This is a genomic window from Metabacillus fastidiosus NBRC 101226 (genome assembly GCF_001591625.1).
In the GTDB taxonomy this organism is placed as follows: Bacteria; Bacillota; Bacilli; order Bacillales; family Bacillaceae; genus Metabacillus; species Metabacillus fastidiosus.
Genome location: NZ_BCVG01000033.1, coordinates 1 through 15823, shown reverse-complemented (window position 1 = coordinate 15823; position 15823 = coordinate 1). Strand labels below are relative to the sequence as shown.

Here is a 15823-nt window from a genome sequence, read left to right as displayed (position 1 = left end):
TATTACATTTCCCCCCTTCCGCCAACTGTCAGCTCGGACACTCTTATCATCGGCTGGCCGACCGTGACTGGAACCGTACCGCTGCTTGCTCCGCACATACCAATTCCAAGTCCTAAATTATTACCGACCATATCAATTTTCTTTAATGTGTCAATTCCTTTTCCTATAAGGGTTGCCCCTTTAATTGCTTCCGCTATTTTTCCATTTCGAATCATATACCCTTCACTTATTGAAAAATTATAATCACTTGTTGCTGGATTAACAGAGCCTCCTTCTAAATACTTCGCATAAATTCCGAACTCCGTATTTGAAACGATGTCTTCTGGTGCAGAAGTTCCAGGTGCAATAAATGTGTTATTCATTCTTGAAACCGGAGCATACTTATAAGATTCACGCCTTCCTGAACCAGTAGGCACCATTCCCATTTTCAAGCTTCCTAACCGATCAATGAGATACCCTTTTAAAATACCATTCTCAATCAACAGATTTTTCTTCGTCTTCGTTCCTTCATCATCAATGTTCAATGAGCCCCACGCATTCGGAATTGTTCCATCGTCAAAGGCGGTTACAAGCGGTGAAGCAACATGTTCATCAAGTTGATCTGCAAATACCGAAGCCTTTCTCGCTACAGCGGCTGACTCTAATCCATGACCACACGCTTCATGGAAAATAACACCTCCAAACTCATTATCAATAACAACCGGAAAATTCCCGGCCGGGGCCAAATCCGCATGTAATATCGTTTTCGCACTGCGTGCAGCTTCTCTCCCATAAAATTCAATATCGAGTTTTTCCATATATTCCAGCCCTGAGAAAGAACCTGGACCGAGAAAAGCAGTTTCCTTATCCCCATGAAACTCTGCAACTGCACCTATTCCGAGACGGTTGTAGCTTCTTTGATCTTCCGCCAGCAAACCTTCCGAATTAGCAATTAAAATATTCTGAACAGAATCTGAATAAGAAATCATTGTTTGGGAAATGATAGAATCATATTCTTTTGCCGATTCATGTGCACGTCTCATCCATTCTACTTTTCTCTTTTTTGAAACAGCATGAGGCATGACAGCGATTTTGTGCTTATCGTCTATTATGGACCTGCGCAAATCAAATGTTATATTTCTCCTGTTTCCGCGAATCGCTTGTGAAGCAGCTCGAGCAACACGAATTAAATTATCTTCTCTCGCATCATTTGTGTAAGCATAAACGAAAAACTCTCCTTTTATTATGCGGATACCGACTCCAAAATCCCGTCCGGAAACGACTTTTTCTACCGTACCTCCAATCATATTTAGAAATGTTCCCCTCTTATCTTCTACAAATATTTCCGAGAAATCTCCACCCGTTTCAAGAGCAGCGTGAAGGACTCTTTCTGTAATTGCTTCCTGCAGCATAGTACCTCCTCCACTCTTTCTTATTTAATATCTAATGCCTCTAAAAGCTCCTCTTTCGGATAGGACCCAATGACCATTTTTACAATCTCTCCTTTTTTAAAAAGAAACAATGTCGGAAAACCCATTACATCATATTTCTTTACTATGTCATTGGAATTCTCGATCAGTTCCTCTATTCCCACATAAAACTTTTTAATTTTCAAACTTCCTTCCAGCTCAACTGCCAGTTCCTCCAATATAGGAGCAATGACCTCGCAAGGACCGCACCCATCTGTATAGAAATCTACCAAAACAGGAATAGTCTCGTTAAGAACTTCCTGCTTAAAATTATCTTTTGTTATTTCTTTTACAACTGCCATTTATAAATGCCTCCATTTCAATTACTGATTAATAACATAATTCTTATCTGTTAAGTAAGTATTAAGATACATTACTGCCTCATCTATTTCAATATAGGATGTATAAGATGGTCATTTCTTTGCTTATTTGGTACATATTTATGTTTTTCAAAGCTCTAATAAAGTGAAACTTCCATCAGTGGGGGTTTTTCTCATTCCCCACTAATGGTTAGCTGAGGCCTGCACGATGCGGATCACACATACGTTGCTCGCGTGAAGTGGGAGTCTTACTGCCCGTTAAGGCTGGGATAAAAATAACATTCTTAAGGAATATTAAGTGTTAAAAAGCGAGGAATAATGATGAAAAAGCTTTCCTTAGTCTTATTATGCTTTCTTGTTTTAATTGCTCCATCAAAAGTTTCGGCAAAGCAGAATATACCGATCTTAATGTATCATTCGATTGATGAATTTAGCGGACACGGCTCTAAAAATTTATATGTTTCTCCGGAAAATTTTGAAAAACAAATGAAATATTTACGTGATCACGGTTATACACCATTAACTTTTGAAGAATGGGAAAAGATACATATTGTAAAAAAACCGGTCTTTATTACTTTTGATGACGGCTATAAAAATAATTTAAATGCCGTTGCTGTTTTTCGAAAACTAAAAAACAAAGATTTTAAACCAAAAGGAACTATTTTCGTTATTTCTGATTTCATTGGCCGCTCTAACCGCTTATCAAAAGCCGATCTGAAAATATTAGCTAATTCCGGCTTCATTTCTATCCAGTCTCATACTGCTGTACATCCCGATTTAAGGAAAATAACAAATTATGAATATGAGCTGAAGAAATCAAAGGAAAAAATTCAAAAGATAACCGGCAAACCTGTCATTGCACTTGCTTACCCTTATGGATTTTTCAATAATAAAGTTGTGGAAGAAACGAAGAAATATTACACATTCGGACTGACAACAGTCCCTGAGCTGTTTTCCGAGAAAAATATGGACAATGAGCTTTATCTTTTACCAAGACTTCCTATTGAATATTCAACAACTCTCGACGAATTCGAGAAAATGCTTAACAATGAAAAAACCTCAACTCCTTAAAGGAATTGAGGCTTTTACTATTTTAGATGATGCGAGTTATAACAACACCATTGATTTGTTTAATTGTTTCTTCTAATTTAGGACCAATCTCGCCATTCACTTCATTATCGATATCGATCATTGTATATGCATATTCCCCGCGGCTTCTGTTCACCATGTCAGCGATATTTAACTCATAGCTTGAGATCGCCTGTGTAATTTGTCCAACCATGTTTGGAACATTTTTATGGAATACTGCCACACGTGCTTTTCCTGTATAAGGAAGGTTCGTGTTCGGGAAGTTTACTGAGTTTTTAATATTTCCTGTTTCTAAAAATTCCTTCACTTGGTATGCTGCCATTACTGCACAGTTTTCTTCTGATTCTCTTGAAGAAGCACCAAGATGTGGGATTGGAACAGTATTTTTCATTTTCATTACAGTTTCATTCGGGAAGTCTGTAATATATTTGCCGACTTTTCCGCTCTCAAGTGCAGCTTCCATATCTGTTTCATTCACAAGTTCGCCACGTGAGAAGTTTAAAATATAAGCGTCTTCTTTCATAATAGCGAATGTATCTTTATTAAACATTGCTCTTGTTTCATCTGTTAATGGAACGTGTACAGTAATATAGTCAGCATTAGCAAATAATTGTTCAATTGTCATCGCACGTTGTACAGTGCTAGATAAATGCCAAGCTGTATCAACAGAGATGAACGGATCAAATCCGATTACATCCATTCCTAAAGCAAGTGCATCATTCGCTACAAGTGCACCGATCGCACCTAATCCGATTACACCTAATGTTTTCCCTTTAATTTCTTTTCCGACAAATTGCTTCTTCCCTGCTTCTACAAGCTTCGGAATTTCTGCTCCTTCATTTTCTAATGTTCTTGCCCAAGCTACACCGGCAAAAAGATTACGAGATGAAGCGATTAATGTCGTTAAAATCATTTCTTTTACCGCATTCGCATTAGCACCTGGAGTATTGAAAACAACGATTCCCTGTTCTGTACATCTTTCAACTGGAATATTGTTAACACCAGCACCAGCACGTGCGATTGCTTTTAAATTATCACCGAACTCCATTGCATGCATATTAAAGCTGCGAAGAACGTAAGCATCAGGATTTTCACTGTCATTGTCAACAGTAAAGTTGCCTTTATTGAATACATTTAGACCGCTTTCTGCAATATTATTTAATGTTTTAATTGTTTTTACTTTGTCTAAAGTCGTTGTGCTCATATTGTTTGCCCCTCTTTTTTATAATAATTTTTTAAATTCCTTCATTCATAAATAAAATGGCAATCGAGGAAAAACGTCGCTATTAAAATTTCATAAAAACTTACACTCTCTATCATAATATAATTTCACCATAATATCGACTATTATTTCCTCTTAACAAACAGAAAGAGGTAAGGGAAAATTCCCTTACCTCTGCCCAGGCGAACGGCTTCGACACTATATGCTCCCTCACGGTTATCCGTGTTTCGCCAGTTACATATAGTCTTTTGATTTGATTTCATTCTATCAGATTGTTACATGATCTTCAAGCTTTATTTGAAAGTTATTTTGTTGGAGTTTTTAAAACTGAATGGCATACTGAAGAGTCCCGCTTTGTTGTTGCTATTTTTACAATGATAATAACTATACCTTTTAGAGAAAAGATGTACCTGTTTAAAGAAAGTTATACCATTCCCAAAAAAGTTGCACCTGTTTATTCCTTTGATTATCAACAATAAAATCTTAAAAAAAATAAAATAGTTGTTCAAAAACATGGAATGAAATTGAATTTTCACACCATGTTTTCTTGTTTATTTGTATAATGAAAGCACGAATATTTCAAATGACAACATGCTTATAAAAAAGGAGTTAATATGCAAACGGTAACGGCATTATCTAAAAAATCATGGTTTATAGGGAGTTTAGTTGTTATTTTTGTGGTCTTCATCTTATGGAACATCCCAATCGAGAAAAGAAAATACGGACTCTCTCAAAGTAGTTTAGTAACAGACTATACCGGCCTTCTTCCTGAACGTGTTGAAAGAGTAGTTAAAGCAGAAAATCGCACTGAATTACAAAATATTGTAAAACAAGCAAACAAAAATGGTCAGCAAATTTCAGTTGCCGGATTACAGCACTCACAAGGAGGCCATACGTATTACAAAGATAGTGTCGTTCTTGATATGCGGACATTCAACAGGATATTAGAAATTGATGAGCTGGAAAAAACCATTCGTGTAGAAGCTGGAGCAACATGGGAAGATGTCCAAGAAGCCATAATACCTTATGGTTTAGCTTTAAAAGTGACTCAATCCCAGTCAATTTTTACGATAGGAGGTTCCCTTTCAGTAAATGCTCACGGGCGAGATATTCGCTTTGGTCCAATGGCGGGAACAGTAAAAGAAATGACGTTATTAACCCCTACAGGAGAAATAAAGAAAGTAACCCGAGATAACTCAGAGGAATGGATGAAGTACGTGTTTGGCGGATATGGATTATTCGGTGTGATTTTAGATGTGACATTGGAATTAACGGAAAATGACATATACATCATCCATACAGAAAAATTGAAAACAGATGAGTATGAATCCTACTTTAATAATTTATTAGATCATAATAATACCGCTATGCACTATGCAAGAGTTAGTGTTGCTCCAAGTTCCTTTTTAGACGAAATGTATGTAATTAATTACAATTACACAGGAAAACAGGATGATAAAACTTTACTCAAAGAAGAACAAGGTGTTCGGCTAACTAAGCTTGCACTTGATCTAGGTAGACAGGGTGGATTTTCAGAAAATTTTTTTTGGGAAACTCAAAAACTATATATTGCTTCAATAGATGAGAAAAAGACTACTCGAAATAATGCTATGCGCTCGGAATCCACATTTATGGAATTTACTAAGCCTGGTCGGGTCGAAGTGTTGCAAGAGTTTTTTGTTCCAGTTCATTCTTACGAAGAATACATAAATGATTTAAAACATTTGCTCTCAGCTAACGACAAAAATGATGATTTTAAAGTCCATAATATAACAGTAAGATATGCTGCTAAAGATAACTTTACGACTTTGAACTATGCCAAGGAAGATATGTTTGGTTTGGTCGTATTAATTCAACATGGATTAAAAGAAGAAGAGATTGCTAATGCCACAGCAATTATCCAGGATTGGACCAACTTAACCCTTGAACATGGAGGAACCTATTACCTACCTTATTATCGTTATCAAACAAAAGAACAATTCATGGAGTCTTATACTGGATGGGAAAAATTCCAGGAAGAAAAATTACGAAGAGATCCAAATGAAGTCTTCCAGAATTTATTTTATGATTATTACATAAAGTGAAGGAGCGCAGCATGAATAATAAAAGTGAACGGTATATACCTCTTGTTATTACAGTTGGACAGGTCGCTATTTTTCCATATTATATAATTTGGTTAAAAGAAGTATCTTTGACTTTCACCTTATTTGCTTGGTTTTTTGCTATATTTTCTTTTGCGGCTGCTTGGGGTTACCGAATCTTTCAGTCGAAAAAGAATAAGCATAATTCTTACATCTCTTTTATTTACGCAGGAATGGGATGTGTGTATATACTTATTGGCTGGATAAAGAATTCATTTGAAAGCCTTCCCTATGTTGTCCTCCCATTGCAAGTTATCTTAGGATTATTACAGGGTTACTTTCGTGCCTGGCATATTGAACAGAAAAATTATCGTTTACACACTGTTCATCATTATTTAATTGTCGGTTTTATGATGATTGGTTTTTCCTTTGTTAAAATAATTTCTCCAGTTGTCTTTATTACTATTTTTGGGCTCTTATTGTGTATGTGTGGCTTTTGGGATTTTATTAGAAAAAAGAAAGCTGAACTTATCTAGTCTAGGAGGTAGACTACGTTAATATTGTTCCTACAAAGGCTTAGACAATTTAAATAGGAGTAATAGCTTTAATAATCGAGCATGATTAAAGAAGCCATTTTGATTATTCTTTTTTCAAAATGGCTTCTTTTTATTTATGATAAAATATAGGTTTTGCGATATTTTTAATCAAATTTTATTTCAAAGCTACAAATAACCCGGAGAATATCTCCTCCGGGTTCTCACTTTTTTCACACCATATATTATAAAGCTAGTCCACATTATATTCCTTTTTATTTGTACATTTTATAGGTAATCTGACTTCAACAGCAGTACCATAATTTTCTTTACTTTTTACTCTTATTGTTCCATTATGCTGCTGAACAATTCTAAAGCACAGCATTAAACCTAAGCCTGTGCCTTTTTCTTTATTGCTATAAAAAGGTTCACCTAATCGCTTAATACGCTCTTTACTCATACCGACACCATTATCAATGATTTCTATAAGAACATTGTCTCCTTCTACACTTCCTTGAATTTTCACATAACCTCTATCCGGAATAGCTTCAATACTATTTCTAATTATATGAACAAAGACTTGTTTTATTTGATATCTATCACACATGATTTCCGGAAGTTCCTGTTTATACTCCTGAGAAATTTGTACGTTTTTTAAACTTTGTTCTGATTTAAGTAATATTTCAACGTCTTTAAGAAGAGCTTTTAAATTCAACTTCTCTACTTGAATTTCTTGTGGTTTCGCAAGATTAATAAATTCTTTTAAAATTTCTTCTATACTTAAAAATTCCCCGAAAATAATTTCGAAAAATTCCCTTTTAATCATTCCTTGTTGGAATAGCTGGATAAATCCTTTTATTGATGTAAGAGGATTTCTAATTTCATGTGCAACACCTGCTGCAAGTTCTCCTACTATCGCCAGCTTCTCTACTTTGGATAATACTTCTTCTGTTCTTCTTTTTTCTGTAATATCTCTCCCCACCAAAATAAAATATCCAGGTCTGCCATTTTCTCCAATGACCGGCGTACCAAGACCTTCAAGTAATTTTGATTTTTTATTTATATCCAAAAAACGAGCTTCTACCTGAGATGGAATCATCTTTTCCATCGATTGCTCAAATGCCATTATTACTCTTTGCTTATCTTCAGGATGAATTAAATCAAACGAGCTTTCCCCTACATATGATTTTAATGGGAAACCAAGCGCTTTTCCGAGAGAAGGCGATGCGTACAAAATTGCTCCATTGCCATCCAATAACATTATTATATCTATCAGGTTTTCTGCAATAATCTTATATCTCTTTTCACTTTCTCTCCATTTGTCTTCTGCTTCTTTTCGGGAAGTTATATCAATACATGAACCAATGACCTCTGTTACTTTTCCATCTTCTTTAATAGGCCGTAAAGTTGCAAGGTAATGAATTCCATTCAGCTCGTTCTCATAAGAAACAAACTCTTCTCCTTCCCATGCTTTTTGATAATAGGAAGTTATTTTAACAGCAGTTCCATTGAATATAAATTCCTCTAAACTTTTGCCTATTACTTGAGAAGGAACAAATCCAAAACGGTACATTAACTCACCATCAGAGAGTGTGTGAATGAATCGTCCATTTATTTTTTTAAACTTAAAAATCAGCCCTTGCTGTAAACGAACCGTATCATGTAACTCTTTCTTAGCTAATCCAAGTAATTCTTCCATCGATACTCGTTCGTTTATATCTTTAAAAATCCCATGTTTCTCAACAATTTGTTGAATATCTGAAAGCTTTCCTTCTAATTCATTCGCAGCAAGCGGATTACTTAAGAAAGATCCACCCCCTTCATCACATAAATGCTCTTTCAGAAAAACGAGCTGCTCCTTTGCTTCAATTCCTTCTGCCACTACATTCAAATTTAAATTATGAGCCATTGAAATGATTGTTTTCACAATCATTTCATCATTTGCATTATTACAAATTTCTCTAACAAACGATTGATCAATTTTCAATGTATCTACCAGGGAATTTTTCAAGTAACTTAAAGAACGGAATCTTTCACCAAAATTAGCAATGCATATCCGAACACCTAGCTTCTTCAGTCTCTGTAGCATTAAAATGGTCTCTTCAATATCAGCTGTCATCATTTCAGAAATCTCAATTTCTAAAAAACTCGCATCAAGTTCTGTTGTTTGAAGCACAGTTGTAATCGCTTTAATTAAATTGGGTTGAGTAAGCTGAATAGTTGATATATTAATAGATACGACTATTGAAAAACCTTGTTTTTGCCATTTTTTATTTTGTTTACAAGCTGTATACAAAACCCAGGTTCCGATAGATGTAATAACCTCTGATTCTTCTACCGCCAAGATGAAGGTTTCAGGGGCTACTAAAGCCTCCATTCCTGTCACTTTTCCGGTTTTTAAATTGATTCTTGGCTGATAGTAAAGCAATAACTGATTACTTTCTATCGCTTTATGAAATTCTATTTTCAAAGGATTAGACCTTACATCCTCTTCATAGGAAGAGGAGAACATGAATCTATTTATTTTTTCATCATCTTGTTTTGGCACTGTAATATCTTTGAAAAATACGGATAATCCTGTCTTAGAAGGAAATGCTCTAATTTCATACCACCTTCCGTTAAAATATTCTTTAAATTCTATAGGTTTTTGATCTGACAATAACTTTTTATAACGCTTTACAAAATTATCTATGTCATTGTGCGGCAAAGCATCATAAATATACTGTCCAATAACTTTTTCACGTTTAATTTTTAAAAGCTGTTCAGTTACATTATTTATGTATTCAATTTTCAGGTCTTCGGTTAAGGAATAAAATGCATCAGACATTTTTTCCAAAATATCTTCACTATAGGGTGTATTGCTCAAAGTTAAACTCCTTTCATATAGCACCTTTCAACCTGAATATTTAATTTCAAATATCCCAGTTATATTTTCGTACAATTATTTATCTAAAAAACGGTTGAATACAATACCTATGTACAATCATACCTATACTATTAGGCTCTTAGTCTTGTTATTAAAATAGTGAGCTGTCACTAATATTTGATCAATTTCATTATAATCAGCTCTTTGAACTATTATATTTATTTTAACGGATGGAAATATTGAATTTCTACTTCATCAAATACAATACAATTAAAGTGTTAAAAAAACAATTTCACTTTTCTAAACATTTAAAAAAATAAGTCGGTTTTATAAAAACAGATAAGCACTGTTACATTATTTTACATAAAACCAAACTGGTGAAAATAACGAACAATATATATGAACCCTGTCCTCTATGAAAACAAAGGCCAATTAAATGTAAACAGCTAAACCGTCAGAGTTCCAATACTTACAGTTAATTCCTATTTATCCTCTGTCCTTTTCTTCATCTAAAGCAAAGAAAAGAACGGCTTGGAGAAATCATCCGTTAAAGGTTTCTCCAAACCATTCTTTTCTAATTTAAAATTACCTGAAATAAAGCTTAACCAATTACTTCTAACTGGACATCAACATTACCTCTCGTAGCCTTCGAATAAGGACAGAAATCATGTGCTTTATGAACAAGCTCCTCTAATTTCTCCTTCTCGATTCCCGTTCCCTTTACTTGTAAAGTGACACCAAGTTTAAAACCTTGATCCGTTTCATCTTTTAAAAGGCTGACATTTGCTGTTACTTCTGACTCAAATTGTACTCCCGCATTTTTTGCCATCAGCTGTAGGGCACCGTCAAAACAAGCCGAGTAGCCAGCTGCAAATAACTGCTCCGGATTAGTAGCATCCGGAAGCTGCTTCTTTCTTGGAGTTCCCGGCATTGCTAAATCAAGCTTAATGTTTCCCTCAGAAGATTCTACTCTTCCTTCTCTTCCTCCATTAGCTGTCACAGATGCAGTAAATAATTTTTCAGACATTTTCATTCCCCTTTCATTTCTTTTCCTAATACACTTATTATTTGACTTTAACTAATCGTTCAAATCTCAGAACACAATTTGTTTTACCCAACTTGAATGCTTTCTAAACCTATTACAAAATATTTTTTAATAGAATCAACTCATCTATTGGTTTTAGGTTTATTCATAATGAACCCCTTTTTTTAAAAAAACTTAGGTTTTATACTACTATAAATACCTAAAATATTTTATATCCTATAAACCATTACATAAAATATAAAAAACACAGTTTAATTCTTTAGTTAACATAATCGATGTTTTAAGCAGTAAAAAAAGATCCTCAAATTGAAGATCCTTCTTCTGTAAAACTCAATTAATTACATCTCCACTTTTATCAACGACTTTTATTGTATTCATATATGGAGTAATATCTATCGATTTTAATTCATCAGATGTCAAAATGCTTTTAACCTTAGTTTCAATTTCTTTAGATCGAGTTTTTATATTTGATTCAGTACCGTCTAAGATTGTATGAACAGTAATCGACTCTTGATAATTAACCAATATGTCACCAATTTCTGCTGGGTTATTTAAACCATCTGTAATAGAGATTATGAGAAGGGCATTTTCTTTTCTAGCATTATCAGTATTTACTTCTTCAATTATCGGTTGAGGATCGTTTTGAGCTTTCTGATTAAAGAAAAATAGTGATATTCCAATAATCAGGAAAATAGAAATACCAATAATCATTAATTTTCCTTGTATCATTTACATCACCTCACAGGAAAGTTTTGTAAATGATATGTTTGTCTACAAGCAGATATACATTTATTAACATTCAAAGCATTCTTAGTTAACATAAAGTACCCGTGGGACTTGTGGTCCCGTATAACAAGCGAAGATATAAGGGAAAGTTTGAACAATCAGTTTATCTACCACAACCGAACTTCCAACAATAATCATAGCCAAAATGATTTTCAAACTTGGGATTAAATGTTCGTTCAATAGGATTTACTTCTCTCTGTTAAAGATGGATTGATCATATCCGTTAGAACACTATATAGATTTTCCGGATATTCAGCTATTCGATGACATAAATACAAGTACCACTCTTTTCCATAAGGCAAATATATTTTACAATTGTACCCTTTACTTTTTAAATCCCTTATCAAATCCGGACGGATTCCGTAGAGCATTTCCATTTCTACGTTGGGATGATTAAGGTATTGACGGTGTACCATTTCTTGAATAAGTACCTCATCATGTGTGGCTATGGATACCGGGTGGTTAGCATCTATTAATTGTTTTACAAGTTTAAGATAATGGTTATTTAATTCATTTGATCTAGACATAGCGATATCGGAAGATTCTTGATAAGCCCCTTTGACAAGCCGTATTTTCCCAGGATAATGAATGAGTTCCTTAATATCATTGTTAGATCGAAATAAGTGTGCCTGTATAGTTATCCCAACATTAGGGTACTGCTCTATTGTTTTTTTATAGATATCAAGAATGTCATTTGTTTTCGATGACTCTTCCATACCTATCATAAGTGTAATCCCATACAGTTGTGCTTTCTTGACTACTTCCAGTAAATGAATATAAGCTGTTTCTGAATCCACTGATAACCCAATATGTGATAAATCAAGCGAAACAGTTTGCTTCATAGACAGAGAACCCATTTCTTCAATAAGATTCAAAAACTCATCTTTTACTTTTCGACATTCCTCTAAATCTGTCGTATTTTCTCCTATGTATTCCAGTGAAATAAAATAGCCCCTTGAGAGCAGTTCTTTTGCTGTTACAATCCCATCTTGCCTATTCTCTCCGGTGACAAATCTTTGGGCAGCTTGTAATAATAAGGGATAGAGTTCATTAGATTGTTGAATATAGGATTTAATATGTTCATTTCGTGCAATCGATTTAAGTGCTTGGCTGACTTGGATTTTTGGATTAATCATTACCATACATCTCCTTTTTCCTATTTGAATCAACTTTATCATGGTAAAATGGTTTCTATTAGTGCCATTTTTTATATTTTTTGATAGTACCAATTCTGTTTAAGGGGAAAATGTAAATATGCTTTGGATACCTATTGACCGGTCGTTGGATATACCTTTAATTAGACAAATTTATCAACAAATACGAGAACAAATTTTAAATGGGAACTTACAATCTGGAGAAAAACTACCATCGACACGTGAGCTGTCTTCTGAGTTAAAAGTGTCCAGGAATGTGATTTTAGAAGCTTATGATCAATTATTAGCTGAAGGTTTTTTAGTTTCACGGATAGGTTCAGGAACATTTGTTGCTAAAGGGACTTTTTTAGAACAACAGAAAAAAACACCTTCATTTCATTCTTTGAATTTGGGTGAAGATAAAAATAAAGATGATAATATCATCAACTTTCGTTCAGGGATACCAGCACTGGATTTATTTCCGCGTAAGACATGGGCAAAATTATCACATACCATATGGAATGACATTGCACCTTCTACGTTTGGATACGATATTCCTGAAGGACGTCTGGAATTAAGGCAAGTTTTATCACGCTATTTACTAAAAACAAGAGGTGTTGATTGTCATCCAGAGCAAATAGTGATTACTTCTGGTGCAACCCAAGCTCTAACACTTGTTTCTAAATTGCTTTTATCGCCGGATGATCAAGTCTTTATTGAAGACCCAATAACCAATGACATTCAAACCATTTTTAAAACTTCGGGCTCTTTCCTTTATCCTATACCTGTTGATGAATATGGAATGAAGACATCTTTGCTTCCAGTAAATAAAAATCCAAAGTTTGTCTTTATTACTCCTTCTCATCAGTTCCCTTTAGGAGGAACGTTACCGATTCAGCGACGGATTCAATTGATTAACTACTCGAGAAAAACAAATTGTTATCTTGTTGAGGATGATTATGACAGTGAGTTTAGATATGAAGGCTCACCTATAAGTTCATTACAGGGATTGGATCCAGATCGTGTGTTATATATTGGTTCGTTTAGTAAAATCTTAACACCAGCCCTTAGAATGGGGTATTTAATTCTTCCTTCACAACTTATTGAAAAATGTCGCAAGCTAAAATGGTTTTCGGATCTGCATACTCCTTCTTTAGATCAGCTTATCCTTGCCCGTTTTATTGATGAAGGCTATTTGGAACGACATATTATGAAGATGAAGAAGGTTTATAAAAACCGAAGAAACTTCCTTATTCATTGTTTAAGAACAACATTTTCGAATAAGGTGAATATTTTCGGTTATTCAACAGGTTTACATCTAATTGTTGAATTAAATGAATCCCATTTTTCAAAAGAATTACTTGAATGGATCGAACAGTTTGGAGTTAAAGTGTATCCTGTAGAAGATCATACTATTGAAAAAGGAAAACATCATAATCGAATTATTTTGGGGTATGGGCATCTAAAAAATGAAGAAATAAAAGAAGGTGTGACCAGACTATATAAAGCTATATATAATTTTAAATACAAAGATTAAAGCTGATCCGTCCTTAGCTTAGCATAAGGAAAATTGGTTTTTGCATTCAGAAATTGGATTAGTGTATATTTTCCGCGCTTTTCTACCGGGGCCCCATTTGAGCTTATTAAACACTATACTTCCCTCTGTTGAAATAAAGTTTTAAAGTATCTAAATAAGTGATTTATATCAATCTAATTAATATTATCGACAGAAAAAAGGCTCTTTTAATCAAAGTGAACTGTACCTTCAACTGTTAGTGATGTCTAACAATTGGGGTGCAGTTCAGATAGAAAGATCCTTTTCGCTGTTTATTAGATTAACGTACTTTTTAGCCAAATAATAACCTCTCTTTAACTCTCCTTTATAAGAGAATCATAGGCTTATTGAACGAACAATTTCCAAAAAAGTTAACATAATACTTGTTACCAATCTTAGCCTACTTCTGAAATCATATACTTGTACATATATTAGCAGTAAAAAATGATAAAAGGTGATAGATATTTTTCAGAAGACAGCTGCTATCCTTATAGGTAGTTTATTAATAAGCATAGGCATAAACGGTTTTTTAGTTCCTCATCATTTGTTAGACGGAGGTATTACAGGAATTGCTCTTATACTGCATTATTACCTTGGTTATCCAACAGGTTTAGCTATGTTTCTTTTAAGCATCCCTCTTTTCATATATGCGTGGATCTATAAACGAACACTCTTTTACAATAACTTCCTAGGTTTAATTGTTGCTTCTATAATGATTGATTGGTTAGCACCTTTAAGAACCCAATTTTTTCTTTCTATCTTTATCAGTGTATTATTAGGTGGAATATTTATTGGAATCGGATTAGGAATCATGCTTCGATATAAAACAAGCACTGGAGGAACCGACTTGTTAGCCCAATTTATATCAGAAGATTTTTCTGTAAATATAGGCATTATTATTATAATAATAGATGGTCTAATTGTAACAGCAGGGCTTAATATGTTAGGAATAAAAGCATTTCTTTTTTCTTGCTTGAATATCTGTATTATTGGAACAATTACTTCACTAATAACAGAACAAAAAGATTAAAATATGTATATATAATGAAACTAAACTGGATTTTTATAAAATGTTAATATAAAAGGGTTGTGAAGGATTCTAAGTTTACATGACCGATAGTTTAGGCAGTAAAAAAGGCTCTTTTCTTCAAGAGCCTTTTCGTAAAAATTCATCATATTGGTATTCAGTTTTAATTAGTGTTTGAGAGCTATCTTTGTCATATAAATCTTCATAATACATTACCTCAATAAAAAGTGAATTTTTTTCTTTTAATTCAAAAGACCATACAATTCCTTCTGGTTCTCCTTCCCATTCACACTCAGTTTTTTTCCTTACCTCATATTTAGGAACACAAAAAGAATTTAAATACATTAATGATTTTAAAAAATCATCTAAACAATTAGTTAAATAACTTACTGTGAATTCTAATTTCTGTTTATTAATTTCGACATTACAAGTTGCCCAGCCAATTCCACTAAGGTAATATTTGAATTTCATTTCTGTCTCACCTTTTCCCATATTTGTAACTATATTTTATCCTACTTCTTTAGTTAAATAAGGATTTAAAACATTTAAATAAGTGAATTATATTAATCCAGTTAACATAAAAAACATCATAGGCATCAAAACAGGATCTTTAACTGAAGACCTTTTAGCTATTTATTAAAGTACCCATTCGTATTATAAGGTCAGCCAGAGAATAAAGTGAAACTTCCATCAGTAGGGATTTTTTCTCCTCCCCACT

The 15823-nt window shown here is 33.7% G+C and carries 13 protein-coding genes and 1 riboswitch; of the genes, 5 read left to right on the top strand and 8 right to left on the bottom strand.

The window, feature by feature from the left end:
- Positions 1-2 precede the first annotated feature (2 nt).
- Both BFA01S_RS10175 and BFA01S_RS10170 read right to left on the bottom strand, forming a co-directional pair.
- Complete coding sequence (locus BFA01S_RS10175; RefSeq protein WP_066229404.1) at positions 3-1391, bottom strand: TldD/PmbA family protein; 1389 nt, start codon at positions 1389-1391, stop codon at positions 3-5.
- A 20-nt stretch (positions 1392-1411) separates the two neighbouring features.
- Positions 1412-1750 (bottom strand): thioredoxin family protein, encoded by a 339-nt coding sequence (locus tag BFA01S_RS10170; protein WP_066229397.1) that lies wholly within the window; start codon positions 1748-1750, stop codon positions 1412-1414.
- Positions 1751-2089: 339 nt separating this feature from the next.
- Here BFA01S_RS10170 and BFA01S_RS10165 point away from each other — a divergent pair, with 339 nt between their 5' ends.
- Positions 2090-2839 carry a polysaccharide deacetylase family protein gene (locus BFA01S_RS10165; RefSeq protein ID WP_066229394.1) on the top strand — a complete coding sequence of 250 codons (750 nt, stop codon included), beginning with the start codon at positions 2090-2092 and terminating at the stop codon, positions 2837-2839.
- Positions 2840-2861: 22 nt separating this feature from the next.
- On the opposite strand, the gene BFA01S_RS10160 is transcribed toward BFA01S_RS10165, so the two are convergent.
- The gene (locus BFA01S_RS10160; protein ID WP_066229392.1) at positions 2862-4061 is read right to left on the bottom strand and encodes a phosphoglycerate dehydrogenase; all 1200 of its coding nucleotides are present in this window, start codon (positions 4059-4061) and stop codon (positions 2862-2864) included.
- A 187-nt stretch (positions 4062-4248) separates the two neighbouring features.
- A riboswitch (ZMP/ZTP riboswitch) is annotated at positions 4249-4327 on the bottom strand.
- 366 nt (positions 4328-4693) lie between these two features.
- Here BFA01S_RS10160 and BFA01S_RS10155 point away from each other — a divergent pair.
- The gene (locus BFA01S_RS10155) at positions 4694-6163 is read left to right on the top strand and encodes an FAD-binding oxidoreductase (RefSeq protein WP_066229389.1); all 1470 of its coding nucleotides are present in this window, start codon (positions 4694-4696) and stop codon (positions 6161-6163) included.
- Between the two features lie 11 nt (positions 6164-6174).
- Positions 6175-6696 (top strand): hypothetical protein, encoded by a 522-nt coding sequence (locus tag BFA01S_RS10150; protein ID WP_066229386.1) that lies wholly within the window; start codon positions 6175-6177, stop codon positions 6694-6696.
- A gap of 250 nt (positions 6697-6946) precedes the next feature.
- Here the strand turns inward: BFA01S_RS10150 and BFA01S_RS10145 are convergent, their stop codons facing one another.
- From BFA01S_RS10145 to BFA01S_RS10130, 4 genes are all read right to left on the bottom strand, one after another.
- On the bottom strand, positions 6947-9559 hold the full coding sequence (locus tag BFA01S_RS10145) for an EAL domain-containing protein (protein ID WP_066229383.1): 2613 nt from the start codon (positions 9557-9559) through the stop codon (positions 6947-6949).
- 601 nt (positions 9560-10160) lie between these two features.
- Positions 10161-10586, bottom strand: a complete 426-nt coding sequence (locus BFA01S_RS10140) for an organic hydroperoxide resistance protein (protein WP_066229380.1) — start codon at positions 10584-10586, stop codon at positions 10161-10163.
- A 348-nt stretch (positions 10587-10934) separates the two neighbouring features.
- A complete protein-coding gene (locus BFA01S_RS10135) occupies positions 10935-11333 on the bottom strand; it encodes a hypothetical protein (protein WP_066229377.1) in 399 nt (132 codons plus the stop codon).
- 233 nt (positions 11334-11566) lie between these two features.
- A complete protein-coding gene (locus BFA01S_RS10130) occupies positions 11567-12526 on the bottom strand; it encodes a proline dehydrogenase family protein (protein WP_066229374.1) in 960 nt (319 codons plus the stop codon).
- Positions 12527-12644: 118 nt separating this feature from the next.
- Here BFA01S_RS10130 and pdxR point away from each other — a divergent pair, with 118 nt between their 5' ends.
- Both pdxR and BFA01S_RS10120 read left to right on the top strand, forming a co-directional pair.
- Positions 12645-14060: a MocR-like pyridoxine biosynthesis transcription factor PdxR gene (pdxR, locus tag BFA01S_RS10125; RefSeq protein WP_066229372.1), complete on the top strand. Its 1416-nt coding sequence runs from the start codon at positions 12645-12647 to the stop codon at positions 14058-14060.
- 472 nt (positions 14061-14532) lie between these two features.
- Positions 14533-15108 (top strand): YitT family protein, encoded by a 576-nt coding sequence (locus BFA01S_RS10120; protein WP_235843008.1) that lies wholly within the window; start codon positions 14533-14535, stop codon positions 15106-15108.
- Between the two features lie 117 nt (positions 15109-15225).
- Here the strand turns inward: BFA01S_RS10120 and BFA01S_RS10115 are convergent, their stop codons facing one another.
- Positions 15226-15597: a hypothetical protein gene (locus tag BFA01S_RS10115; protein ID WP_066229369.1), complete on the bottom strand. Its 372-nt coding sequence runs from the start codon at positions 15595-15597 to the stop codon at positions 15226-15228.
- Positions 15598-15823 lie beyond the last annotated feature (226 nt).

What these genes read in the sequence shown, in the direction of transcription:
- BFA01S_RS10175 (WP_066229404.1), bottom strand. Translation starts at nt 1,391, where the DNA reads ATGCTGCAGGAAGCAATTACAGAAAGAGTCCTTCACGCTGCTCTTGAA.
- BFA01S_RS10170 (WP_066229397.1), bottom strand. Translation starts at nt 1,750, where the DNA reads ATGGCAGTTGTAAAAGAAATAACAAAAGATAATTTTAAGCAGGAAGTT.
- BFA01S_RS10165 (WP_066229394.1), top strand. Translation starts at nt 2,090, where the DNA reads ATGAAAAAGCTTTCCTTAGTCTTATTATGCTTTCTTGTTTTAATTGCT.
- BFA01S_RS10160 (WP_066229392.1), bottom strand. Translation starts at nt 4,061, where the DNA reads ATGAGCACAACGACTTTAGACAAAGTAAAAACAATTAAAACATTAAAT.
- BFA01S_RS10155 (WP_066229389.1), top strand. Translation starts at nt 4,694, where the DNA reads ATGCAAACGGTAACGGCATTATCTAAAAAATCATGGTTTATAGGGAGT.
- BFA01S_RS10150 (WP_066229386.1), top strand. Translation starts at nt 6,175, where the DNA reads ATGAATAATAAAAGTGAACGGTATATACCTCTTGTTATTACAGTTGGA.
- BFA01S_RS10140 (WP_066229380.1), bottom strand. Translation starts at nt 10,586, where the DNA reads ATGTCTGAAAAATTATTTACTGCATCTGTGACAGCTAATGGAGGAAGA.
- BFA01S_RS10135 (WP_066229377.1), bottom strand. Translation starts at nt 11,333, where the DNA reads ATGATACAAGGAAAATTAATGATTATTGGTATTTCTATTTTCCTGATT.
- BFA01S_RS10130 (WP_066229374.1), bottom strand. Translation starts at nt 12,526, where the DNA reads ATGATTAATCCAAAAATCCAAGTCAGCCAAGCACTTAAATCGATTGCA.
- pdxR (WP_066229372.1), top strand. Translation starts at nt 12,645, where the DNA reads ATGCTTTGGATACCTATTGACCGGTCGTTGGATATACCTTTAATTAGA.
- BFA01S_RS10115 (WP_066229369.1), bottom strand. Translation starts at nt 15,597, where the DNA reads ATGGGAAAAGGTGAGACAGAAATGAAATTCAAATATTACCTTAGTGGA.